Source organism: Pseudoduganella violacea (genome assembly GCF_014191875.1).
Lineage (GTDB): Bacteria > Pseudomonadota > Gammaproteobacteria > Burkholderiales > Burkholderiaceae_D > Rugamonas > Rugamonas violacea_A.
The window spans coordinates 444,545-462,126 of record NZ_JACHXD010000002.1; the positions used below are offsets into that span (position 1 = coordinate 444,545).

The 17,582-nt window shown below is 64.2% G+C and carries 16 protein-coding genes; 3 read left to right on the forward strand and 13 right to left on the reverse strand.

Going from position 1 to position 17,582, the window contains the following annotated elements:
* The first annotated feature begins 12 nt into the window (after positions 1-12).
* Entirely contained in the window at positions 13-474 is a 462-nt protein-coding gene (locus FHS03_RS05045; RefSeq protein WP_183439906.1) for an AraC family transcriptional regulator, read from the forward strand.
* A gap of 4 nt (positions 475-478) precedes the next feature.
* Here the strand turns inward: FHS03_RS05045 and FHS03_RS05050 are convergent, their stop codons facing one another.
* From FHS03_RS05050 to FHS03_RS05070, 5 genes are all read right to left on the reverse strand, one after another.
* Positions 479-1,888 carry an efflux transporter outer membrane subunit gene (locus FHS03_RS05050; protein WP_183439907.1) on the reverse strand — a complete coding sequence of 470 codons (1,410 nt, stop codon included), beginning with the start codon at positions 1,886-1,888 and terminating at the stop codon, positions 479-481.
* The gene (locus FHS03_RS05055; RefSeq protein WP_371871600.1) at positions 1,885-3,078 is read right to left on the reverse strand and encodes an HlyD family secretion protein; all 1,194 of its coding nucleotides are present in this window, start codon (positions 3,076-3,078) and stop codon (positions 1,885-1,887) included. Before FHS03_RS05055 ends, FHS03_RS05050 begins: the two co-directional genes overlap by 4 nt.
* Positions 3,069-4,700, reverse strand: a complete 1,632-nt coding sequence (locus tag FHS03_RS05060; RefSeq protein WP_229426062.1) for an MFS transporter — start codon at positions 4,698-4,700, stop codon at positions 3,069-3,071. Before FHS03_RS05060 ends, FHS03_RS05055 begins: the two co-directional genes overlap by 10 nt.
* A gap of 108 nt (positions 4,701-4,808) precedes the next feature.
* A complete protein-coding gene (locus tag FHS03_RS05065) occupies positions 4,809-7,229 on the reverse strand; it encodes a catalase (RefSeq protein ID WP_183439910.1) in 2,421 nt (806 codons plus the stop codon).
* A 96-nt stretch (positions 7,230-7,325) separates the two neighbouring features.
* On the reverse strand, positions 7,326-7,697 hold the full coding sequence (locus tag FHS03_RS05070; protein ID WP_221208044.1) for a hypothetical protein: 372 nt from the start codon (positions 7,695-7,697) through the stop codon (positions 7,326-7,328).
* A 14-nt stretch (positions 7,698-7,711) separates the two neighbouring features.
* Here FHS03_RS05070 and FHS03_RS05075 point away from each other — a divergent pair, with 14 nt between their 5' ends.
* The gene (locus tag FHS03_RS05075; RefSeq protein ID WP_183439911.1) at positions 7,712-10,015 is read left to right on the forward strand and encodes a coiled-coil domain-containing protein; all 2,304 of its coding nucleotides are present in this window, start codon (positions 7,712-7,714) and stop codon (positions 10,013-10,015) included.
* A 178-nt stretch (positions 10,016-10,193) separates the two neighbouring features.
* On the opposite strand, the gene FHS03_RS05080 is transcribed toward FHS03_RS05075, so the two are convergent.
* From FHS03_RS05080 to FHS03_RS05105, 6 genes are all read right to left on the reverse strand, one after another.
* Complete coding sequence (locus FHS03_RS05080; protein WP_183439912.1) at positions 10,194-11,447, reverse strand: hypothetical protein; 1,254 nt, start codon at positions 11,445-11,447, stop codon at positions 10,194-10,196.
* 24 nt (positions 11,448-11,471) lie between these two features.
* Positions 11,472-12,137, reverse strand: coding sequence for a glycoside hydrolase family 19 protein (locus tag FHS03_RS05085; protein WP_183439913.1), 666 nt, complete (start codon positions 12,135-12,137; stop codon positions 11,472-11,474).
* Positions 12,138-12,209: 72 nt separating this feature from the next.
* Positions 12,210-12,830: a DUF2589 domain-containing protein gene (locus FHS03_RS05090; RefSeq protein ID WP_183439914.1), complete on the reverse strand. Its 621-nt coding sequence runs from the start codon at positions 12,828-12,830 to the stop codon at positions 12,210-12,212.
* 125 nt (positions 12,831-12,955) lie between these two features.
* Complete coding sequence (locus tag FHS03_RS05095; RefSeq protein WP_183439915.1) at positions 12,956-13,375, reverse strand: hypothetical protein; 420 nt, start codon at positions 13,373-13,375, stop codon at positions 12,956-12,958.
* Entirely contained in the window at positions 13,353-13,634 is a 282-nt protein-coding gene (locus FHS03_RS05100) for a hypothetical protein (protein ID WP_183439916.1), read from the reverse strand. The genes FHS03_RS05095 and FHS03_RS05100 overlap by 23 nt, the downstream gene beginning before the upstream one ends.
* 26 nt (positions 13,635-13,660) lie before the next feature.
* Positions 13,661-14,197, reverse strand: a complete 537-nt coding sequence (locus FHS03_RS05105; RefSeq protein ID WP_183439917.1) for a DUF2589 domain-containing protein — start codon at positions 14,195-14,197, stop codon at positions 13,661-13,663.
* 201 nt (positions 14,198-14,398) lie between these two features.
* Between FHS03_RS05105 and FHS03_RS05110 the strand changes: the two genes are divergently transcribed.
* A complete protein-coding gene (locus FHS03_RS05110) occupies positions 14,399-15,790 on the forward strand; it encodes a hypothetical protein (protein ID WP_183439918.1) in 1,392 nt (463 codons plus the stop codon).
* Between the two features lie 102 nt (positions 15,791-15,892).
* Here the strand turns inward: FHS03_RS05110 and FHS03_RS05115 are convergent, their stop codons facing one another.
* Complete coding sequence (locus tag FHS03_RS05115; protein WP_183439919.1) at positions 15,893-16,426, reverse strand: hypothetical protein; 534 nt, start codon at positions 16,424-16,426, stop codon at positions 15,893-15,895.
* A 23-nt stretch (positions 16,427-16,449) separates the two neighbouring features.
* Positions 16,450-17,520: an extracellular catalytic domain type 2 short-chain-length polyhydroxyalkanoate depolymerase gene (locus tag FHS03_RS05120; RefSeq protein WP_183439920.1), complete on the reverse strand. Its 1,071-nt coding sequence runs from the start codon at positions 17,518-17,520 to the stop codon at positions 16,450-16,452.
* Between the last annotated feature and the right edge of the window lie 62 nt (positions 17,521-17,582).

Sequence of the window (17,582 nt, forward strand, 5' to 3'; positions counted from 1 at the left end):
AGGAGATAGTCAGTGGATGTGAAAATTGTCGACTTCCCGCCCACCACGGTGGCTTACCAGCGCTATACCGGCCCATTCGGCCCGGCCATCGCCGACTTCTGGGACAAGGTGTTCAACCCATGGCGCGAGCAGCATGGCCTGGGCAAGCGCGTCACCTACGGCATCGGCCTGGACGATCCGCACAGCACCCCGCCCGAGCAGTGCCGTTACGACGCCTGCGTGGAAGTGGCGGCCGGCTACCTGGCGCCGGCGCCGGCCAGCGTCACCACGCTGCCGGGCGGCCGCTATGCCGTGGCCCGCTTCCGGGGCCAGCCGCAGGAGATCGTCAAGGCGTGGCAGGAGTTCTACAGCAAGGTGCTGCCGGCCATGGGCCTGGAATCGCGCCAAGCGGCCTGCTTCGAGCGCTATGACGCCGAATACGTCGAGGAGGAAGGCGGCGTGTTCGAGTGCGATCTGTTCGCGCCAGTGAAGTAATCGCTCAGGGCTGGACGGGGGCGGCGCTCCAGCCGCCTCCCATGGCCCGGTACAAGTCCACCGACGCGGCCAGGAGCCGCGTTCTCAATTGCAGGCGCAGCACGTCGGCGCTGTACAGGGTGCGCTGCGCATCCAGCTCCTCCAGATACGAAGCATAGCCATTGCGGTAGCGGTTGCGCGCGATGCGCAGGGTTTCGGCCGCCGTATCGCGCCGCGCGTCATTCTGCACCGCCTGTTCGCGCAGGCGGACAATGGCATCGATGCCGTTCTCGGTTTCCGCCAGCGCGGTGCGCACCGTGTTTTCGTAAACGTAAATGGCCTGGTCGCGCTGGGCGGCGGCCGAATCGGTCTGGGCCTGCACCCGGCCGCCATCGAACAGCGGCGCGCTGACGCCGGCGGCCAGGCGCCACAGCTTGATGGGCGAATGCAGGAAGTCGCTGAAATCGCTGGACTGGATGCCGCCCGCCGCCGTCAGGCGGAAAGACGGCAGCAGCTGGTCGCGCGTGGCGGCCAGCGCGGCGTTGGCGGCGACCACATTCTGCTCGGCGCGCGCGATATCGGGGCGGCGCCGCAGCAGCTCCGACGGCAGGCCCGCCGGCACGGGCGGCGGCGCCAGCTCGGCCAGGGGCTTGCCGCGCCGGACCGCTCCCGGATTGCCGCCCGCCAGCAGGGACAGGGCATTCTCCTGTTCGAAGATCTGGCGCTGCAATTGCGGTATCTGCTCGGCCGCGGCCTGGTATTCCGCCTGCGCCTGCAGCCATTCGAGGCGCGAGCTGTAGCCGACCTCGAACTGGCGCCGCGCCAGATCGCGCGAGGTGGCGCGCAGCTTGAGCGTGGCCTCGGCCAATTCCAGCTGGGCGTCCAGGCCGCGCAGATTCAGGTAGCCGCTGGCGGCGGTGGCGGCGATGGACAGCGCCGCGGCATCGGCGCTGGCCTGTTCGGCGCGGTAGGACGCGGCGGCGGCCTGCGTCAGGCTGGCAAGACGGCCCCAGACATCGATCTCATACGCCGCCTGTGCCTCGGCCTGGAACACATTGCCCACGCGCGGCAAGCCATTCGGCGCCAGCGCGCGCGCCCGTCCCGGACCGGCGCTGACGCTCAGCGTGGGCTGCTGCGCCGCGCCGGCGGCGGCCAGGCGGGCGCGGTAGTCGGCCACGCGCGCCTGGGCGATGCGCAAATCGCCATTGTGCTCCAGCACCTGCGCCACCAGGGCCGTCAGCGCGGCATCGTCAAACGCTTGCCACCATTGGCGCTCCACCGCCTGCCCTTGATTTGCGGAGCCAATGCCCATGCGCCATTGCGCCGGCATTTCCAGCGTCGCCACGGGCGGCGCGCCGACCTTTGCGGCGCAGCCGCCCAGCAGGAAGGCCCATGCCAGCAGCGCAACCGGCGCGGCTCCTCGCGCTGGCGTCATGGCCGCGCTCCCTGCGCCTTGCCGCGCGGCGCCGGCGGCGGATTGCGGTCCACATCGTTCAGCACCGCCGAGGTGTCGATGCTGACAATCACCGACATGCCGGGCCGCAGGCGCGCCGCCAGTTTCTGGCCCGGATCGATGCGGATGCGCACCGGAATGCGCTGCGCGATCTTCACGTAATTGCCGGTGGCGTTATCGGCCGGCAGCACGCTGAATTCCGAACCGGTGGCGGGCGAAATGCGTTCAACCTGGCCAGTCAAGGTGGCGCCATCCAGCGCATCGACCTTGAAGGTGGCGCCCTGCCCCACCTGCACATTGCTCATCTGGGTTTCCTTGAGATTGGCGATCACCCACATCTGCTGCGGCACGAGTCCCATCAGCTGCGTTCCCGCGTTCACGTATGCACCCTGGCGCACCGTGACCTGCCCCAGTTGCCCGTCGGCCGGTGCGGTGACGCGGGTATTGTCCAGATCCACCCTGGCCGCCTTCAGCGCCGCCTGCGCGTTGGCAACGGCCGCTTCCAGCGCAGCCTTGTTCACCGTGACGGACTGCGCCTGTTGTTTCGATATCTCCAGGCTGGCGCGCGCCTGCGACACGGCGGCCACGGTCTGCGCCCGCGCCGCCTTCTGCGAATCCTGCTCGCGCACCGAGAGCGAGCCGTCGGCCACCAACTGGTCCACGCGCCCCAAGTCGGCTTTCGAACGCGCCGCCTGCGCCTCGGCATTGGCCAGCGCCGCCTGGTTCAGCAAGATGCTGGCCTGGGCGCTGCGGTGCGACTGTTCCCAATTCGCCAGCGCCGCCTGCTGCGCCGCCAATTGCGCCTGCGCCTGTTCGAAGCGCTGCTCGTAGATGCGCGCATCGATGCGCGCCAGCAGATCGCCCGCCTTCACATGCTGGAAGTCCTGCACTTTCACCTCCACCACATAACCCGGCAGCTGGGTGCCGATCAGCGTGACCTGGCCGCGCACCAGCGCATTTTCGGTGGAGACGATGGGACTGGTGAACGGCGGCAGCCGCCACGCGTACAGCACCACCAGCACGCCGATCAGCGCCACCAGTCCAAAGCCCGCCGCCGAATACCACTGGTGGCGGCGATCCGGCTGTTCGGGCATGGTGGCAGTTGCGGACGCGGGCACGGCGCCGTCCTTGTTCTCCGGCGTGGCCGGTGTGGTCGGTGTACTCATTGCGATCCCGAGTTATTGAGTGAGACTTGGGCCATGCCGGTCTGCGCATTCTGCGCCATGGGGCGGGCCTTGCTTGCAGTGAAAAGATTCCAGAAGTAGTGCAGCAGCATCCAGGCGATGGTGCCGATGGCCACCAGCGCGATCATCAGGAACACGTCGTTATACGCCAGGATATTCGCTTCGCGCGTAGCGGCCGCGCCCAGCGAGGCCACGCCTTGCGCGCCGCGCAGGCCGGGATCGGCCAACGTGCCGCCCAGCGCGGCGCCGCCGGACTGGATGCGCGCCGCCACTTGCGGATCGAGCAGGGTCAGATGCTCGACCAGCTGGCTCGAATGATATTTTTCGCGCAGCACCTGGAAAGTGCCGACCATGGCCGATCCGAGCAGGCCGCCCAGATTCTGGGTCATGGAAAACATCAGTGAAAAACTGATCAGGTTGCGTGGCTCGGCAATCACCGCGCCGAAGCCGGAAATGAAGACTGGCCCCAGTATGAAGACGCCGCTGAAAGCCAGCAGAAACTGGCTTACATACATTTGCGCGGGCCGCGTCAGATTGCTGGCGTGGGCGTCCATCAGCGCACCCGCGGCCATCATCGCCAGCGCCGCCACCATCGATGCGGGAATACGCGCCGGCGTGATCGTCAGCGCGCTGCACAGCATGCCCAGCACGCTGGCCGCCAGCGTCACCAACCACAGCACCTGCATCTGATCGTTGTTCAGGCCCAGCGCCTGCAGGAAACCCACCGTGCCGCTGGCTTCGGACTGCACGATGCGGATCAGCACCACGGCCAGCGCCAGCCGCGCAATGGTGGACGTGGCCAGCCAACGCGTGTTCAGCAGCGGCCGCGCGCGATTGTGTTCGACCAGCAGCGCGCCGCTCACCAGCACGATGGACGCGGCCAGGCAATAGCCCAGCCAGGGCGCCTCCAGCCACCAGACCGTGCGGCCTAGCGCCAGCACGGCGCACAGCAGGGCCACACCCGGCGCAAACAGGGCGAAGGTCAGGAAGTCCAGTTTTTCGAAAGCCTTGACGCGGTCGCCCGGCGGCAATTTCAGCAAGAGCACGCAACCCAGGGACAGCAGGGCCATGCCCAGTTCGAAGAAGTACAGGCCGCGCCATTCTCCGATCTCCAGCAAGTCGGTGGAAAACAGGCGCGCCAGCGGCAGGGCCAGTTGCGCGAAGCCGACTCCGATCACCACGCCCTTCAGCCGGTGCTCCTTGGGGAAGGCCTGCAGCACATAGTACAGACCCAGCACCGTCAGTGCCGCGCCGGACATGCCATGCGCCGCGCGCACCGCGATGGCCGAGGCCAGGCCGTGCACGAACAGGTGGGCCAGCGTGGCGACCGCGTACAGCAGCAGGAATAATTCGGTGAACAGGCGCAGGCCATACTGCTGGCGGAACTTCACCAGCAGCAGATTCATGGACACATTCGCCATCACATACACGGCCGGCAGCCACTGAATCTCGAAGGGATAAACGCCCAGCGCGCCTTGCAGATAAGGCAGATTGACGGTGACCAGCGCGTTGCCCAAGCCGCCCGTCAGCGCGACGATGAAACCGACCAGCAGATACGCTACACGCCGCCGCGCCGAATGATGGGGCGTGGACGGGGATCCCGGCAGCATCGGCCGTTCATGCGGCAACCACGTTTGAGGGGCATAGACATCCATGCAGGCGCTCAGGGCTTATTGCTCATCAGCCCTGAGCATACCACCAACTTGCACGTTTTTGCCTCACACGGCCGGCGGATCGCTTTCACGCTGCCAGACGCGGTGGCCGGCCAGCACTTCGATGAACTCTTCCAGCGCCGCCTCCTGGGTCGCCCGCTCGGTGCCGATCAGGCCTGGGTCGGGCGTGCCGTCGGGCAGCGCCGCCGGAATGCCGGCGCGCGACAGCAGCAGGGCGCCCGTTCCCACCACCATCAGCGGCTTGCAGTGACGGTATTGCAGACGCACGAATTCGAGCGCGTTGGCGTCCTCGCTCAGCGTCTGCGCCGCCTGCGCGCCGTCCGGCACCACCACCGCATCGAACAGCACCGCCGGCGCCGCCTCCAGCGTCACCTCCACATCGAGGGCGCCGGCCTCGCCATTCTCGCCGCCGACCCGGCCCATGCCGCTGCCCACCAGGCGCGGTACCGCGCCCTGCGCCAACAGGGCGGTATAGATGGCGCGTACGCCGGCCGCATCGCTGCCATGGGCGACCAGCAGCGCCACGCGCCGCGTCTGGATTCCCGCTTCGCCGGGACGCGCCGTCAGCGACAGCGCCGGCGATGGCGCCAGCTTGGGCAAGGGCCGCTCCGTCGCCAGCGGCTGCGGCGGCGGCACCGCCATGCCCAATCCGGCGGCCACCGCGCCCACCAGCGTCTCGTCCACATTGGCCAGCATCGACAGCATGCGTTCGCGGATGGCCGGCACCTGCACCCGCGTCAGCTCGAAACGGAAACCGCCGATGATGTGGGCCTGCTCGACTGGCGTCTGGCTTTGCCAGAACAAGCGCGCCTGCGAATAATGGTCGGCGAACAGTTCCGGCTTGCCGCGCACCTTGTCCTCCGCGCCAGAGCGGGGGAAGCTGGTGAAGCCCATGCGCCCGGCCTGGAAGGGGCAGCCGCCGCCCAGCGAATTGGGTTCGTAGGCAACCCGGCCACGGTGGATGGCTTGCCGGTGCATGCCGTCGCGCTGGTTGTTATGCACCTGGGCCAGCGGCGCGTTGATGGGAATCTCGTGGAAATTGGGGCCGCCCAGGCGGCTGATCTGCGTATCGACATAGGAATGGATGCGTCCCTGCAGCAGCGGATCGTTGCTGAAGTCAATGCCGGGAATGATATGCGCGGCGCAGAACGCCACCTGCTCGGTCTCGGCGAAGAAGTTGTCGGGATTGCGGTTCAAGACCATGCGGCCGACCGGCGTGAGCGGCACCAGCTCCTCGGGAATCAGCTTGGTCGCGTCCAGTACGTCGAAGGGGAATTGTTCCGCCTCCTCTTCGGTAAAGAGTTGCAGGCTCAATTCGTATTCGGGGAAAGCCCCCGCTTCGATGGCCTCCCACAAGTCGCGCCGGTGGAAATCGGAATCGGCGCCGCTGATGCGTACCGCCTCGTCCCACACCAGCGAATGCGTGCCGGCCAATGGCGACCAGTGGAACTTGGCGAACACGCTCTCGCCGGCCTCGTTCACCAGGCGGAAGGTATGCACGCCGAAGCCCTGCATCATGCGGTAGCTGCGCGGGATGGCGCGGTCCGACATGGCCCACATCAGCATGTGCATCGATTCCGGCATCAGCGAGGCGAAGTCCCAGAAAGTATCGTGGGCGCTGGCTGCCTGCGGCATGCCGTTGTGCGGTTCCGGCTTGACGGCGTGGATCAGGTCGGGAAACTTCATGGCATCCTGGATGAAGAAAACGGGAATATTGTTCCCCACCAGATCCCAGTTGCCTTCGTCGCTATAGAACTTGACGGCGAAACCGCGCACGTCGCGCGCCGTATCGGTGGAGCCGCGCTCGCCGGCCACCGTGGAAAAGCGCACGAAGACCGGCGTGCGCTTGCCTGCGTGGGAAAAGGGCGCGGCACGCGTAACGGTGCTTAAGTCCTTGTAGCATTCGAAGTAGCCGTGCGCCGCCGAGCCACGCGCATGCACCACGCGTTCGGGAATGCGCTCGTGGTCGAAATGCGTGATTTTCTCGCGCAGGATAAAGTCTTCCATCAGCGTCGGACCGCGCAGCCCGGCCTTGAGTGAATTCTGGTTGTCGGCCACCGGCACGCCCTGATTGGTGCTGAGGGCGCGCCCGCCGGAGTCGGCGCGCACGCGGTCGAGCGCGCCGCGCACCAGGCTTTCGCCCAGCGGCGGCAAGCCGTCGCCCACCTTGGGTGAGGCCGTGCCTTCGCTGGCCGTGCTGGCCGTGGCCAAGGCGCTGACGGGATTGGCCATTGCACCGGCCTGCGGTGCGCGGGCCGCCTCGCCATACTCGCGTGCCTTGTTGGCATTGCTGGTTTGCTGCTCGGCCAGCGTACCCGCGCTGCGGACCTTTTCCAGCAGCGCCGCGCCTTGCGGCGTGTTGCTGCCCAGGGTATCGGGCGGTGCGGAGCCGGCGGGACCGGCGATGGTGCTCAACACGGAGCCGGCACCATCGGTGGGCGAAACGTTCTGCTTGCGTGTAACCATGGTTGACCTCAAATCGGGAGAACAAAACAAAAAGGACAGCCGCCTCCTGAGAGGCGAACCGTCCCCAAACCATTTACCGCGGTAGGGCCGCGGCCATCAATGCTTGCGCGAACCGATCAGCTTCGACACGGCGTAGCCGGCGGCCATGGCCACCAGCACCGATATGGCCGGGCTTTTGCGCACATAGCCGCGGCCCGTTTCGGCCATGCGGTGGCTCGAATCAGCCAGACGCTTATAGCTTGCGCTCAGCTGCTCACCCTTGCTGCTCAGCCTTTCGGACAGGGAGCTGACCTTGTCGGCCACCTTGTCCACGCTATTGTGGGCGCCGGTGCTGAGACGGTCGGTGGCGGCCGGCACCTTGTCGGCCACCTTGTCGATGACGCTATGCAGTTCGTTGCGGGTGTTGTTGCTCGCATTGGCGAGATTGGCGGCCTGCTTCTCAATTTGCTTCTCGATATTGTCTTCCATGGTGGAGTCCTCGCGTGATGGTCATTTGGAATAGCCGGGATCAACAATATGCCTGTGCCGCCGCGCCTACCGTGCGGCAGCTAACCAAACATGCGGATCGCCGCCATCTGTTAGCCAGCACACACAAGGCGGCGGCCAAATCTGGCATGCTGGTTTTTCTTGCCCAAGCAGGTGCGTCCATGCTCTCCGTTCCCTCCGTTGCCGAGCCAGGCGCCGTGTACCGCGCGCCCGATATCAATCCCCTGCAGGCGGCCAGTGTCCCCGCCCCCGCCCTTGCGACGCCAGCCGCAGCCAGCGCCGAGCTGTCGCCGCTCGGGCACTACCTCTCGCTGGTGGCGCTGTCGCAGAAGCGTTTAAGCGAGCTGCAACAAAATGCGGGGGCAAGCGGCGCACTTGATCTCAGTGCGCTGAACGATACCGCCTTCGCGCTGGCACAAGCGTATGAAGGCCTGCAAGGCATGAATGCGGCGCAAGGCAATGCACCGATTGCGCTGCCGCTCCAGTTGACGCAACTGGGCTTCGCCATGCAGCCCTCGCAACTGAACGAGGAGCTGGAGACGCTGCACGTCGATAGTCCGCGCCTGCGCGCCGCCTTTGAAACGGATCGCGCCGGCACACTGGAACAACTGGCTTCCGCCGCGCAGCAGCTGGACCAGATCGGAGCCAATCTCAATCCCGCCGCCGTAGCGCAAAACGCGCCGCTCGACGCCAGCCGCAACGTGGGCGCCTTCGGCACACCCACTGCCACACCCGGCATTACCGCCGCCACCGCTGGTGTGCAGGCCGCCGCCCCGCCACCCTTTGCGCAGCAGGCCGAGGCAAGCGCACCGCAGAATCAGGATGCCGATCAACCCATCAACGCCGCCCAACTGCTAGCCGCCCGCGCGGAGCAGGAGGCCGCTTTGCAGGCCGAGGCGCAGGCGAGAGCGCAAGGCAGTGCAGCCGCGCAAAGCGCGCAGGATGCGCGCCGCAACGCCGAACAGCGCGCCCTGCAAGCCCGCATCGACGCCACGCAGCAAGCCGGCGCACAACGGCAAGCGCAAAGGCTGGAGGCCGCCCAGCAGGACGTGGCACGGGTCAATGCCGACAGAAACGCCGCACAGACAGCCGCCGCACAGCAGGAGGCGCAAGGCCTTGACGCCGCGCGGCAGGAAGGGGCGCGCACCAGCGGCAATGCCACCGCAGCGCAATTGAGCACGGCCCAGTTGCGTGCCGCGCAGCTCGAGGCCGAACGACTGGAAACGGCGCGGCTTGCCGCAAACGCCGCCAATCCCGCAGCGCTGACACAAGAAGCACGGCAGGCAGCAGGGCGCCTGGCCTTTACGCGCGAAGTCGCCAATGTCGAGCTGCAGAACCGCCAGCTCGACGAAACCCAGCAAACGCGCGTCGCGGAGGCCCAGGCCACCGCCGTGCGCCAGCTCACCAGCACGCGCGAGGAAGACGCGGCCGCCACGGCGCTGGCGGACCGTCTCGCGGCTGAACGCCGGGCCGCGGTCCGGGCCACGATCGAGGAACAGCTCAATCTGGAGCGTGTGCAACGGCAGGCACTTGAGCAAGCAACGCAACTGCAGCAGGCCGCAGCCATCGGCTCTGCGCAGCAACAGCAATTACGCGAGATGCAGGGCCAGGCCCGCCAAGCGCAGCAACGCGACCAGCAACAGCAATCCCGGCGCGATGCCGGCACCGTCCTGCAGCGCCAGCAGGATACGCAAGCCATGCTTGAACGCCTGCGCGCCCAGTCCGAGGCTGATGACGAGGCGGCAATCCGCCGCGCCAGCCAAACGCGCCAAACCCAGGTCCAGGCTCAGGAACAGACGGTAGCCAGCACCGCGCGCAACCAGGGCGTGCCCACCACCAGTCCGAACCGCCAGGCTGCCGTGGGTGGCGCTGCCGACGCGCAGATCATCGCCCGCAACGCGGCCAACGCCGATGCCGCCGCCGAAGCGGCCGCGCGCGCCCAGGCCTCGCTGGCAAGCGCTCAGCCCTCCAGCGTTGCCGGGCCCCCCGCCGCACCGCCTACCGGAACGACGGGGGCAGCGGCAACGGCAAGCGCAGCCGCACAGCCGACGCCCAATCTGCAACGTTCCGCCCGCGACATCGCCAGCGACCCGGCCACTGCCGCCGCCGTCGCCGCCTATCGCTTGAACGAGTCTGGCGCCTCTGCCGGCCGGCAGACGGCGCAAGCGGGTCCGAGACCTGAACCGGTGGCGCCAGTGGGGCCAGTCAGAGGATCCGCCCGGGCCAGCGCCGTCGGTGAAGGAAATCCGAATCCCACTCCCGCGTCACCGGGGCCAGGCGCCGGCAGACGGCCCCGCTGACGTTGCCATTGCTTCGCACCTGCTTGCGCAGCGCCTGGATACCGCTTCGATACGCGCCGCCTTTCTGTAAATTCAAGTTCATGTTCATACCCCGATTCATTTCCATACACTCTCCTGTTCTCGAATGAAGCGGTCCGCCCCGCTATGCGGACCGCCACTCTTCGACTACAGATATCGATCAAATTGGCAGCGCGTCCATAACGCGCACGCAGCCCGCGCCCTGGACACCCGCTTGGTTGTTCCACAAGAGATCGGCTGTCACCAGACCGTGTATGGTCGGCACCCGGTGTAGCATCGGGAGCAGTCTACCGGGGCGAAGCGAGCCGCCGTTTGCATTCACAAGTTCGTGGAACTGAGCCGCAGCGCCACTATCCACGCGACTCCAGATCTGGGTATGGCTGCCGGCGGTGTTGATCTGCTGACTCAAACCATCGCAGTTAAAGGCGTAGGAAGTCGGAGTTGCTTTATTCGCTGGCAGGAGACGAACCGATTCAGGCCACAAATTCATGCCAGCGGATGGCACCAGCTGAATGTTGACGTATTCGCCTGCGGCACGAATGCGGCCGAAATTGTTGCTCACGGCACTAGCGCAGTGGTCAAGACAGATCTCGATGCCAAATTCCAAACGCCTTCCATCGCGGTCGCCCACCGAGCCAAAATTGAAGAGAGCACTTCCTTCGCTCATGTCATTGGTGTCAGTCACACGCTTTGTACGCGGATCGAAATGTTCCACATTCCCGCCGTGCTGCAGCGCAGCCCCAATCCAATTGAAGAAATCGATGGGGGACTTAAAGTGTTTGCGCGCGATATGAGTATCCTCGCGCTCCTCTTTCGTGGCCCCGCCGCGCTGGACCAATGCACAATTGTAGACCACACTTGCCTTGGCCAGATCCAGCTGGCGTATCCCGTTGGAGTCGACGGTGTCAAACGATGCGCCGACAGCTGTGCCGAAGACAACGATCCAATGCTCGTAGTCCTTCTTGGCGATCAGATTACGAAGTTTTACAAACAAGCCGGGCCAGGGACCGTTATACGGAGGCGGCAGACCAAGATCTGCAGGCGCCGATTTCCAGCCGTCGAGCAAATCGAACAGATAGGCACCACCTGCACCGCGGTACAGAAATTCCGGTGCCATGAAGACTTTAAGCGTCTTGGGACTAGGATCGCTACCTGCAAAGGCCAGCTTAAGAGCCTCATCCGTGAAAGCGACGCGCGCATCAATATCCTTACACTGCCCCAAGGCGTCGGTACGTAAATCATTTGTCTCGCTTCTCAAACCAGTATACAAGCCCACTCCCTGTCCATGAATGTAGGGACCGGTATGAACTTCCCAGGAAATAAATTGCACTTTTTCGTATTTGTTCTTGGTCGGAACATGCTCTATTTCCATCGCGTTGGTATTTTTTCCCATGATTTCACCTTTCAAAGTCAATTGTTTTCTAGCGCCAGCGCCAGCTTAGGTCGCGTCGACATCGAACACCCGCTTGGCTCGCCGCCATAGGGCGCGGCGTTCGTCCTTCGCGGTTGTACCGCCGTTGATACGGTGCGTAATGAGGTCGAACTGCTCGTCCGCTTTGGCGCCTAGCGCCAGGTCGGCCAGCTCGTTCAGTCCATTCGCCTGCCAGAACCAGGCCGCGGACAGCGCCGCGCCCACGGGGTGCTGCAAAAAGTCGGGATTGTTGAGCGCGTCGAAGCCGGTGGCGGCGGAGAAGCGGGCATAGTTCTCGCGCCCCGTCAGCTGGATCAGGCCACGCCCGCGGTACTTCCAGCCATCGCCGCTGGCCGCATCGCCATTACCCATGCGGTTCGCGTAGACGAGATTGGCCAGTGCCTGCTCGTTGTTACAAAACGGAATGGCCGCCACCTCGCTGGCAAAGCGCCTGGGCCAGACGGCGCACAGCTGGGCGGGATGCTTGTACACCAGGTCTTCTTCCAGATGCTTGAGTTGCCCCGACTCCAGCAAGATCTGGGACAGAAAGGCCGCCTGCCGCCTTGCCGTCGTAATCGAACCTGCATGCATGCACTGCTTGAGCGGTTCCAGCCAGACTTCGGCACGCGTCTCGGCATCGCTCGCGGTCAGCAGCGCGCGCAGCTGCTCCTGCGTGATGATGTTCGTCGTCATAAAACTCCTATGGGATATGCGGGAGGCAAATGGACCCGCAGGTCCATTTGCGGCATCGCCGGCTTACGCGGATCAGTGCGTGGCCGGAGCGGCCGGAGCGGCCACACGCGGCTGGATCGAGGTTTGCAGGATGTCGAGCACGCGCGCCAGGCCTTCCGGCATGCCGTTGTCCTCGGCCAGCACCTGGACGTGGTATTTCGCCGAATTGTCCGAGCTGCGGGTATTTTCCTTATGGGTGGCGACCGAACCTTCCAGGTGCACCGAAACGCTGACCGGCCCCCAACCCGCCTTGACGTCGGCGGAGAATTTTCCGGACTTGTCTTCCGTTTCCTTGGAGGCGAAGGAAGACTTCACCTCCATGTCGAAGGTGATGTCGACCTTGGTGACCGACAGGCTCGGGATCTTGACGATCGCCAGCAGCGGCACATCCAGCGAAACCGCCTGGTCGATTTGCTTGCTTGGATCGTTGGGATCGGCGACCGGGCGGGTGAATGCAAAGTGCGCCAGGCGGGTCGCGCCGACACCGCCTTTGTCGCCATCGGTCGGCGGCAGGAAGCCGACGTGCTTGATGAAGTCCGCCGTCGCCGTCGCCAGCTTGACCTGCGCATCGCAGGCTGCCGACAGCGGACCACCAATCAGATCACCCATGGGCAGGCCCTTGAACTGCGAAGCCATATCGATAATTTCAGCCATTTTCTACTCCTGTTAAATGAAGCTCTTGCGAGCCGAAAGAAGCCACATTGCTGTGGACCGTTATCGGCAACCGCGCTTGCTGTTTGCGGTTGCGATATGGCTAGATTAGGTTCTTGGCAGAGGCTTTATATGCCGGTTTCTGACCGTGCCTGCCGGCAGCCGTCATCGATCTGGCTGATTTGCCACTGCAGTTCCGGCGTCAAACGCCAGATGCAATTCGCCCGGCTCCGGCTGGTGCCGGGCCGGGTGGCGCCGATGGCGATGCTGCATCCATCCCGATTGACGCAGACGCGCAATTCCAGCAGCGGCGCGCGCTGAAAAAGGCGTTGCCAGAAAGGCGGTGGGCGGGTGCTGAACGCCGCTTCCTTGATACGCTCCCAACCGAACTGCCGGTAGATGCAGTAGCCATGAATGCTGAACTCCAGCGTCTGCAGGTGCAGGCCTGGCTGGCCGACACTGCCCACGCCATATGCCTGCTGCAGCAGCTGTTGCAGCAGCTCGACCCGGTACTGGGTCACTGGATTAAGCCGCAACATGGTCGTCAAGGTAAAGCGGCTTGCGCTCGAAGCCGATGTGATAGACCGCATACTGCAGCACGATCTGGTGTTCGCCGATATTGTATAAACCGAAGCTCTTTTCAACATTCAGCAAATACCCACGCGGCGTCGAAGAAAGGCAGCGGTTTACCAAGTCCATCGCTTCCTGGACTTCCGCTTCGGTCCTCATGTTTTGCGGATTGTCGTTGCCGACCACGATGCGCTTGATGAAGCGGATATTGGTCATCTGAAAATTATTGCTGCTCATAGCACCCTCCTGTAGCAAGAAAAAGGTCAGCGGCGGGCCGCCTTCGGTACCGGCACCAGGGTCGGACCTTGCGCCTTGACCACGTCGTTGAGCAGACGGGCCAATCCCTCCGATTTTTCCGTAGCAACCAGCTTCAGCTTGATGTGCGCCACATTCCCACTTTTGTTGGCCACACCGCCATTGCCCGGATTGACCAGCAAGCCAGCCTTTTTCTCCGCGGGCGCGGCGCGTCCCAGCTGGTCGAGAATGCCTTCGTGCACGCCGCTGCGTTCATGTTCTTCGAGTGGACCGAGTTCCACATCCAGTTCGATTTCGGCCTCGCCGATGATCAGCGAGCTGTGCGGCACCAGCGACAGCACGGGCACTTCGTAGCGATAGCGCGCGCCGGGTTCGGCGCTGCTGTGAATGGCGGGCAGCTCGACCTCGATGGCCGTGGGGCGGTGCTGATCGTCAAAAAACGAGGCGATGTTCGCCAATTGCGCTTTTTCCACCATGTGCTGCGCATTCATGATGGAGCCGGCAATGGCGCGCACCATGTCTTCCAGAGTCGTCAGGATAGCCATAGATTTTCCAGTAAAAGGGTTGAGGATTCGCCACCGGGGTCCGACGGCCAAGCAAGCTTAGTGGCGGCGACGACCGCCTGACTGACCAATTCTGGCAAGGCGCGTTGCCAGAGAGCGTCAGCCGCACCGGCTACAGCGCTGCCTAGCATGAGCAGATCCCCGCAGCCGCGGGTTCCCTTTCTCAACCAGCCAGGTGCACACATGAAACAATGGTTTTGTATTTTTGCTTGCGGTCTGTCCCTCATCCCCGCCGCTGCCGCCGGTCTGCCGCCGGCCGAGATCTGCTCCCCCCTGCATGCCGGCGGCCTGCCGGCGCCAGAGCGGGTGCAAGCGATGCGCGCGCCCATCGCGGCCGCCATCGCCACGCTGGACAATGCCAAGATCGAATTGCCCTCACCGAGTCTGGCCAGCGGCAACGTCAGCTATCTCAGCATCACGCCCAATTTTGCCGAGCAACTCGACAAGGTCTGCGTGCTCGGTTACTTCGAACTGGAACGCCAAGGCGAGATCCAGGCCATCCCGCTGCTGGTCGAGCATGTTGAGGTGGCCCAACGTCCCCACCCGGGCGACCCGAATCAGGCCATTGCCAGCACCCGCATTTACTTCCGCACACCGCGCATCGAGGAATTCGCCAATGCGCGGGAGATGCGCGGCAATTGGCGCTTCTGGCAGCGCCATCAGACCGTGCAGCTGAAAATCGCGGCCTTCCATTACGACGAGGGCCAGCGCGGCGAAGTGTATTTCGGGCGCAAACTGGCGCTGACGATTTCCAATAAGAGTTCCAGCGTGTTGGCCGCCCTTTTGTTCGCGGCGGCGTTCTACCTGATTGCCGCCGCCGTCGCCCCCGCGCCACAGCTGCCTGGCTGGCGGCGCGCCTGTACCCGGCTGCTGCCATGGAAAATCAGCGGTGCCAGCGGCCAGGCCAGCTTGTCTCAATTACAGATGCTGGTCTTCACCCTGATTGTGGCAACCCTGTTGTTCTACCAGTGGCTGCGAACCGGCTTGTTGCAGGAAATTTCCAGCGATCTGCTCTATCTGATCGGCATCTCGACCGCCGGCGCCGCCAGTACCCAGATCACCACATCGTTCAAAAAGACCCTGGAAACGGAGAGCTACGCCTATGCGCAGCAACTGGGCTGGTTCAACGCCCCGCCGGCAGGACCGGCGCGCCGCGCGCGCGCGCGGGAAATGCTGATGACCGAACAGCGCTTCGATATCTATAAATTCCAGATGCTGGTGTTTACGTTTGTGATTGCCGCCTATGTGATTGCCAGCGGCGCCGACCAGCTGGGGCATCTGCAGATCTCGGCCACCTTGCTGGCCTTGATGGGAATGAGCCAGGGTGCCTATGTCGGTGGCCATGCGACTGCGGACCACCTGCGGCCTTTGCAGGAGCAGTTGCAAGGCATGCTGAGCCTGCAACAGCGCTACCAGGCCAGCACGGATGCCCAGATTCGGGCCGCGCTGCAATTGCGCTTCCGTCAGGCGGCCACACAGGCGGCCACCTTATTCGGCAGTATCTATGGCCGTCTCCTGCCGCCTGAAATGCTGGAACTCCCACTGGAGGTGCAAGCCCCATCCGCGCCGGATTAAGCGTGGCGGGGAGCGAAAAAAACGAGTCCTGCGCGAAGCAGGACCCGGTCTATGCGCCAGGGCGGGCTGGCGGCGCAGCATCCGCCGCCAGCCCGCCCGATCTTACTCGCCGCGAGGCGTCTCGGCCGACGCCGGCGCCACCCGGCCGATCAGCTGGTCCAACACCTTGGTGCTCAGGATACCGGCAGCGGCGCTTGCCGAATTCAGCAGAGTGAACGCCTGCTCCGCATCTTCCTTCAGTCGCGCGCCCATATCCGTCAAGGCGCCGCCCAGGACCATCGTGGCCTCGTCCTGGGTCTGGGTCTTGCGCAGATCAGCGCAATACATGGCGCCGCGTTCGGAAAATGCCTGCCAGCTCTCTTCTTGCTGTGCCGACCATCCCGCCTGGAATTCGGCCCACTGGCGCGGACCGTAGCCACTCAACAGCGGCTGCAGCAAACCTGCCTGCAGGTGCAGCCAGCTGGTCACGGCCTCGGCCTGCAACTGCTGCCGCTGTTTATCGGCATCCAGCAGCGTTTTAAGGAAGTGGGCGCACTGTGCTTGGCCCGCCGGCAGCTGCTGGCGGGCCTCATTCAGCATGGACAGGGCTGATGTGCAGCAAGCCAGCCATGGGGTAAACAGATTCTGGGACATCATGAGGATCACTCCATAGGAAAAAATCAGGGTTTGGACGAGCGTGGCTGGCCCAGACGGCGGACCATGGCCACCACGGCGGCCATCTGCGGCGCTTTACGGGTGTAGAAGGCGGGCCGCGTCGCGTCCTCATCCGAATAGCCCCAGAAGTCCCAGCAACCTTTCGGATTGAACGGAATGCCGTTGCTGGCTTTGGCCTGGGGATACAGCACGATCATATTGTTCTTGTCAGCGAACTCGTTATAGCCCGTACCCTTATAGAAACGGTCACCGATCCTGCCGGCACCCTGCAGGCAGCCATGGAAGGCGACATGGACAACGCAGGCATTTTGCTCGCAGGATTGCGGAATATAAGCGTAGGCCTCATCGTCCATGCTGCTGCGCGTACCGGTAATGAATTCGCTTTGTTTGAACCGGATAAACCTGCCGTCCAAGGGAGCGCTGCTCGCCGGCGCGCTGCGCTCGCCATAAATATGGCGCAGCAACACTTCCGCCTGCTTCACACCGCAGTTGTTGATGAAAGGCTCGCGGGTTTCGCTGCAAGGGACATCCCCTTCCCGATCCGTGACAATCGAGTGGCCCGCATTGATATTATTGGCATACAGGATTTGCGCCTTGCCGGCCCCCGCCAAGGCGTAATACTTGGCGACCTCATTGACCACCACGGGTTTGACCGTGCGGTCGTTTGCACCACTGAAGATATAGACGCGCTGGCGGGCCAGGTTACTGACCGCATCGATATCACCGGCGGCGGCAAAACGCTGGGCGTTGCGCCACGACACCGCGGCATTGGCGGCTACGGTCGAGTCCAACGGCGACATGCAGGCCGCCGTCGCGTTTTCCAGCAGAGACTGCTCCCCATATGTGCCGGCGCAGTAGTACGGGCCGGCCGCAATGACGCCGGCCCCCATGAACAGGCCGGAGTAGGCCGTTGCCAGCTGGGATGTCATGAAACCACCGGAGGAAATGCCGGACACCGAAGTGCGCGTCAAATCCGCTCCCATTGCGGGAAGAGAATCAGATTGGGCACAGGCCAATGCCGGCCATGCCATTAAGCAGATGCTGCGCCCTAGCAGCAGAAAAGCGCTCTCTTTCATTGAATATCCTTTCTATCGTCGGAAAAACTGGCCGGATTGGCCGCTTTTGACTATAGAAGAGA